Raw genomic sequence first — 6,512 nt, forward strand, 5'->3', positions numbered from 1 at the left:
CCTGCGGACGGAACTCAGTACCGGTAGTGCTCGGGCTTGTACGGACCCTCGACATCGACGCCGATGTACTCGGCCTGCTCCTTGGTCAGCTTGGTGAGCTTTCCACCGAGCGCCTCGACGTGGATCTTCGCGACCTTCTCGTCGAGGTGCTTGGGCAGGCGGTACACCTCGTTGTCGTACTCGTCCGGCTTGGTCCACAGTTCGATCTGCGCGATCACCTGGTTCGCGAACGAGTTGCTCATCACGAAGGAGGGGTGACCGGTCGCGTTACCGAGGTTGAGCAGACGCCCCTCCGACAACACGATGATCGAATGCCCGTCGGCAAAGGTGAACTCGTCGACCTGCGGCTTGATGTTGATCCGTGTGACGCCGGCGGACCGCTCGAGGCCGGCCATGTCGATCTCGTTGTCGAAGTGGCCGATGTTGCCCAGGATCGCCTGGTGCTTCATCGCCTTCATGTGCTCGAAGGTGATGATGTCCTTGTTGCCCGTGGAGGTGATCACGATATCGGCCTGACCGATGAAGTCCTCGACGGTGACCACGTCGTATCCGTCCATCATCGCCTGCAACGCGTTGATCGGATCGATTTCGGTCACCGAGACCCGGGCACCCTGACCGCGCAGTGCCTCCGCGCAACCCTTGCCGACGTCGCCGTATCCGCACACGAGCGCGGCCTTGCCACCGATGAGCACATCGGTGCCGCGGTTGATGCCGTCGAGCAGCGAGTGCCGGGTGCCGTACTTGTTGTCGAACTTGCTCTTGGTAACCGAGTCGTTGACATTGATCGCGGGGAACGTCAGCTCACCGGCGGCCGCGAGCTGGTACAGGCGCAGCACACCCGTGGTGGTCTCCTCGGTCACACCCTTGACGGACTCCGCGACCGTGGACCACTTCTTCGCATCGGCAGCAAGCGAACGACCCAGCAGCTGCAGGAATACCTGGTACTCCGCCGAGTCCCGCTCTTCGTCGATCGGGGGAACGACGCCGGCCTTCTCGAACTGCGCGCCCTTGAGCACGAGCATCGTCGCATCGCCGCCGTCGTCGAGGATCATGTTCGCGGGCTGTCCCGGCCAGGTGAGCATCTGCTCGGCCGCCCACCAGTACTCCGCGAGGGTCTCGCCCTTCCATGCGAACACCGGCACGCCCCTCGGCTCCTCGGGGGTGCCGTGCGGGCCCACGACCACGGCGGCCGCGGCGTGGTCCTGCGTGGAGAAGATATTGCACGACGCCCACCGCACCTCCGCACCGAGCGAGACGAGCGTCTCGATCAGCACCGCGGTCTGGACGGTCATGTGCAGCGAGCCGGAGATGCGCGCACCCTTCAGCGGCTGCACCTCGGCGTACTCGCGGCGCAACGTCATCAGTCCCGGCATCTCGTGCTCCGCCAGACGGATCTCCTTGCGCCCGAACTCGGCGAGCGAGAGGTCCGCGACCTTGAAATCGAGTCCGTTGAGCTGGTCGGCGACGAGCGTGGTTTCTGACACTGGCGGATGCCTCTTCCTGTCGGCAATCGATCGATTCACCCCAGGCTATACAACGTAACGCGCTACGACACGGGCGGCCGGAGCAGACCTTCAGTCGGCTACGGCGGCCTTCTCGACGAAAGGCGCTAGGAGCTCGGCGAGTTCGACGGCAACGTCGCTGCCGGATACGGGTGGCATGGAGATGAAACTCAATGCGACACGCACCACAGCGCGGGCCAGCACTCCGGCGTCGGTCTCGGATGCGGCGATCCAGCTGTGATGGAACGTGTCGGTGAGCCGCCCCGCTCCGCGTTCGAGGATCGGGGCGGCGTCGGTGGTGATCAACCGGAGCAGGTCGGGCTTCGCGTCGCCGGTAAGCAGCGAGCGGACCAGCGGATCCGCGGCCGAGGCCGAGAAGAACGACGCGAAGCCGTGCGAGAGGGCGGTTCGCGCGTCCCCGACGTGCGCGTACACGGAGTCGGCGACCGCATCGACGAACTCGTCGACCAGGCGCAGCGCGTAGCCCTGCGCGAGTCCCTGGCGAGACACGAACTCCTTGTAGAGCGTCTGACGACTGATGCCGGCAGCGCGGGCAACGTCGCTCATCGTGACGGCCGACCAGTCGCGGTCGTGCAGCAGTTCGCGCATCGCATCGAGGATCGTCGAGCGCAGCAGCACGCGGCTCGCCTCGTGAAACGGAATCCGAGCGGGCTGCCCGTGCACACTCGCCATGGACGAGACATTCCCACGCGGGCGCGGCGTCGTCAAAATCTGCGGTCTCACCGCGCCCGACGGAGCCGCCGAATCGTCACGCGTCATCTCCGGGCGATCTCGACCATCTCGAAATCCGACTTCGCCGCGCCACAATCGGGACAGCTCCAATCGTCCGGGATGTCCTCCCAGCGGGTGCCGGGCCCGATACCCTCGTCGGGCCACCCGGTTGCTTCGTCGTATTCGAAACCGCATACGAGACAACGGAACAGCCGATGGTTCGTCGTCATCCGGTGAACTCCTCGAAGTCGATCTTCTCGCGCACCCCGCAGTCGGGGCAGCACCAGTCGTCGGGTACCGCGTTCCATGCGGTTCCCGGGGGAAAGCCCTCGCGGGGCACGCCCCTGGTTTCGTCGAACACGAAGTCGCACACCGGACAGCGGTAGGCGGCCATGTCGGTCAGCTCCCTTCTGCCGTGGGCGCCGTGCCCGCGTTCCCGTACCGGGCCATGATCGCGTCCCTCTTGCTCGGCTGGATGTTGACGCGGGAGATGTCGCCGCCGTAGTGCGCGAGCACACGGTGGTCCATCACCTTGCGCCACAGCGGCGGGAAGTACGCGAGGGTCAGCATCGTCGCGTAACCGGCGGGCAGGTTCGGAGAGACATCCATGCTGCGCAGCGTCTGGTAGCGCCGGGTCGGGTTGGCGTGATGGTCGCTGTGGCGCTGCAGGTGGTAGAGGAAGATGTTGGTCACGAGATGGTCGCTGTTCCAGCTGTGTGCCGGGTTGCACCTCTCGTATCGGCCGCTCGCCGTCTTCCGGCGGAGCAGACCGTAGTGTTCGAGATAGTTGACGGTTTCGAGCAGTCCGAATCCGAACACGGCTTGGATCAGCAGGAACGGCGCGATACCGATCCCGAAGACCGCAACGAGGATTCCGAACAGTGCAACCGACATCAGCCACGCGCTGAGGACGTCGTTGCGCAGCGTCCAGGGCGACGACCCGAGCCGGTCGAGACGCGCACGTTCGAGACGCCAGGCCGAGCGCGCGCTCCCGACGACCGTGCGCGGCAGGAAGGCCCAGAAGCTCTCGCCGAATCGTGCCGATGCCGGATCCTCGGGTGTGGCGACACGTACGTGATGGCCGCGATTGTGCTCGATGAAGAAATGGCCGTAGAACGATTGTGTGAGCGCAATCTTGGAGAGCGTGCGTTCGAAGTCGACCTTCTTGTGGCCGAGTTCGTGTGCGGTGTTGATACCGATACCCGCGACGACACCGACCGACAGGGCGAGACCGACCTTCGAAGCGATTCCGAGGCCGCCGTCGATACCGAGCCACGACAGATCGTCGGCCGACCACAGGTAGCAAGCCCACACCAGGGTCGCGAACTGGAACGGCAGATACAGATACGTGCAGTACCGGTAGTAACGATCGTTCTCGAGTTTCTCGACGAGTTCCTCGGGGGGATTTTCACCGTCGGGTCCGACGAAGAGATCGAGACTCGGGACGAGGACATAGATCAGCAGTGGGCCGATCCACCACACGGCAGGGGTGAGCGCGTTCAGACCCAGTTGATTACCGCCCCAAACGAGCGCGGTGGCGAGAAAGATCGCTGTCGGCGGAACCAGGCCGAGCAGCCACAGGTACCGCTTGCGGTCGCGCCACTGCAGGTCGGGCGCGTTCTTCGGCCCCGCCGCGTGCGTCGTCATGTCGCCTCCTCGTCCGTGCGCTGCCGTGCTGCCGTGCAGCCGACACGCAAGTGACCCCCGTCACTTGCAAATGGACTTTAGTCCGTTCCGCGTGCGCAGGCTAGACATTTGCATCGATTTGTAAACAAGCACAGCCAGGCGACGAACGACGCAGGGCGGCTCCCCATCGGAGCCGCCCTGCGTCGTGAATTCTCAGGACACGGGATGTGCGCCGTCGCCGTCCGCACCGCGCGCGTCGCCGAGGCGGGCGCGGAAGACCTGGCTGTCCGGAGCCTGCGCCTCGAGCACGACCTCCGGGTCCGAGGCCGAAAGCCATACCGACTCACCCGGCACCAGATCGAGGGTTTCGCCGTGGCACCTCAGGCGTACCGCCCCGGCCGTGCACAACAGAATCTGAGGGCCGCACGGCGACAACGCGACGGTGTCGCCGACCCCCGGCTCGAGCCGGGACAACGCGAATTCGGGCGCGGGAGTGCGGTACCGCCACTCGTGCGACGTCACCGGTTCGGGCTCGAGGATCGGCACCGCCGGAGACCGGAAGTCGAGCACACGCAACAACTCGGGCACGTCGACGTGCTTGGGTGTCAGGCCACCGCGCAGAACGTTGTCGGAGTTCGCCATGATCTCGATGCCCATACCGTGGAGGTAGGCATGCAGGTTGCCGGCGTCGAGGTACAGTCCCTGGCCCGGCTCGAGAGTGATCCGGTTGAGCAGCAACGACGCCAGCACGCCCGCGTCGCCGGGGTAGAAGTCCGCGAGTTGCAGGGCGGTCCGCACCTCCGCCACGAATTCCCGCGGCCCGCGACCGTCCGTCGCCAGATACGTGACGCAACCGTCGAGCACCCGCGGCAACAGCGCGGACAACGCCGGGGGCGGCAACGTGATCCACGTCGTGAACAGGGCCCGCAATCCTCCGGAATCAGGCTGCCCCGCAAGCAGTCCCACGTACGGATCGAGTTCGGGCACACCCAGCACCTCGAGGAGTTCGACGGTGCGCCGGGGATCGCGGAATCCTGCGAGAGCCTCGAACCGGGTCAGCGCGACCACGAGTTCGGGCTTGTGGCTGGGATCGCGGTAGTTGCGGACGGGCGAATCGGCCGGCAGGCCCATCGCTTCCTCGCGCGCGAACCCCTCGACGGCCTGCGCTGCGCTCGGATGCGCCTGGAGCGACAACGGCTCCTCCGCCGCGAGCAGTTTCAGTAGGAACGGCAGGTGCGGACCGAACCGCTCGATGCTGTCCGTCCCGAGCTGACCGGACGGGTCCGATTCGAGCACGTCGAGCAGTGAGGCTGCGCCGTCCTTCGATTCGACCACCCGCGCCGGGTCGGCCGGGTGCGCCCCGAGCCACAGCTCGGCCTCGGGATGAGCGGACGGCACCGTCCGGCCGCACAACGATGCAATTGCGGTCCTCGACCCCCACGCATACGACCGCACGGCACCTTCGAGTCGGTGCACTACCGCCCCCCAGCCAGGCGCAGATACGCCGCAGTCATCTCGAATCGCACGATCAACACCGTGAGCTGTTCCAGCACCGGCGGCACAGCCAGGGATTCGAAGTCCCCCACAACAGACACCAACTCCATATCCGGCAGGGCCGCCGCTCGGCGTCGCGCGGCCACTCGGTCGTCCTCCACACTGAGCAGGAACACCCGCGCGGGATCGGCCGGTGCAGGACCGTCCAATTCCTCGTCGTGGAAGAACGGGTCGAAGCCCTCACCGCCGGCCGCCGTGTGCTCGAGTAGGCGGTCCCGCGCCACCAGCACATCGCTCAGCGCGGCCGCCGACGCGATCACACCGGCACCCTGCAGCAGGGAATCCGACGCGTGACGAGCGAGCACGACCGTGGCGGCGGAATCGCCTGCGAAGATCACCCGCCGCGACAGCATGCGGATCGCGAGCGCCTTGGCCGGGTTGTGGAACACCTCGTTCGACGGATGGTTTCCTCCGGCTTCGGCGTCCGCTGCATCCGCCAGGTCCGCCAGCGTCGGCAGGAAGTTCGCGACCCGCACGGCCTCCATAGCGCTCAGTACAGCGCAGAACACCGCGACATGGTGCGCCAATGCGTATCTCGGTGGCACCGTCACCCGGGGCGCGAGAACAAGTGCCCGCCCGGCCGCGACCGCCCGGATCGGCCCCTCCTGCGGGGCGTCGACGACGACCTCGGCGCTGCGCCGCAGCGCCGCATCGACGGACGCCACCAGCTGCGGGTCACCGGCATCGTTTCCGGAGACCACCACGACGTCGAGCGGTCCGACCCACGGCGGTGTCGTCGCGGCCTGCACCAGAGGCACAGCCGAGCGGGACGAACATGTCGCCACGACAAGTTCGGCGGCACGAGCTGCGCGGGCGTCTCCACCGACGAGGACCACGCTCCGCGGATGCAGTCCGTCGAGCCGGGCAAGAGCTTGCTCGTCGACGGCCGACGCCACGGCACGGATCTGGGCGCCCCCGAGGGCGGCAGAGCGGAGAACACCGTCGACATCGGCCGCGATCAGGGCGTCCGCGTCGTCGAAGTCGAACAGCGACGAGGGAGCCGTCATGTCCGCGTCACCATCCCTTCCGCCGACGTCGACCCGCCCCGATCCGGCACACCGGGCATTTCGATTATTCCCGCTACGACTGGTTCCGTCA

General features: G+C 66.6%; 7 protein-coding genes. All 7 read right to left on the bottom strand.

Annotated elements, in window-relative coordinates:
- Positions 1-14 precede the first annotated feature (14 nt).
- Entirely contained in the window at positions 15-1,484 is a 1,470-nt protein-coding gene (gene ahcY, locus Q8814_RS12160) for an adenosylhomocysteinase (RefSeq protein ID WP_330152276.1), read from the bottom strand.
- Between the two features lie 90 nt (positions 1,485-1,574).
- A complete protein-coding gene (locus Q8814_RS12165) occupies positions 1,575-2,195 on the bottom strand; it encodes a TetR family transcriptional regulator (RefSeq protein ID WP_330152277.1) in 621 nt (206 codons plus the stop codon).
- Positions 2,196-2,278: 83 nt separating this feature from the next.
- A complete protein-coding gene (locus tag Q8814_RS12170; protein WP_330152278.1) occupies positions 2,279-2,464 on the bottom strand; it encodes a rubredoxin in 186 nt (61 codons plus the stop codon).
- Positions 2,461-2,628 (bottom strand): rubredoxin, encoded by a 168-nt coding sequence (locus tag Q8814_RS12175; protein ID WP_330152279.1) that lies wholly within the window; start codon positions 2,626-2,628, stop codon positions 2,461-2,463. Before Q8814_RS12175 ends, Q8814_RS12170 begins: the two co-directional genes overlap by 4 nt.
- A 5-nt stretch (positions 2,629-2,633) precedes the next feature.
- The gene (locus tag Q8814_RS12180) at positions 2,634-3,881 is read right to left on the bottom strand and encodes an alkane 1-monooxygenase (protein WP_330152280.1); all 1,248 of its coding nucleotides are present in this window, start codon (positions 3,879-3,881) and stop codon (positions 2,634-2,636) included.
- Positions 3,882-4,073: 192 nt separating this feature from the next.
- Entirely contained in the window at positions 4,074-5,336 is a 1,263-nt protein-coding gene (gene manA / locus Q8814_RS12185; RefSeq protein WP_330152281.1) for a mannose-6-phosphate isomerase, class I, read from the bottom strand.
- Positions 5,336-6,421 (bottom strand): tobH protein, encoded by a 1,086-nt coding sequence (locus Q8814_RS12190; protein ID WP_330152282.1) that lies wholly within the window; start codon positions 6,419-6,421, stop codon positions 5,336-5,338. The genes manA and Q8814_RS12190 overlap by 1 nt, the downstream gene beginning before the upstream one ends.
- Positions 6,422-6,512: the final 91 nt, after the last annotated feature.

It is taken from the genome of Rhodococcus chondri (assembly GCF_036327435.1).
GTDB classification, from domain to species: Bacteria; Actinomycetota; Actinomycetes; order Mycobacteriales; family Mycobacteriaceae; genus Rhodococcus; species Rhodococcus chondri.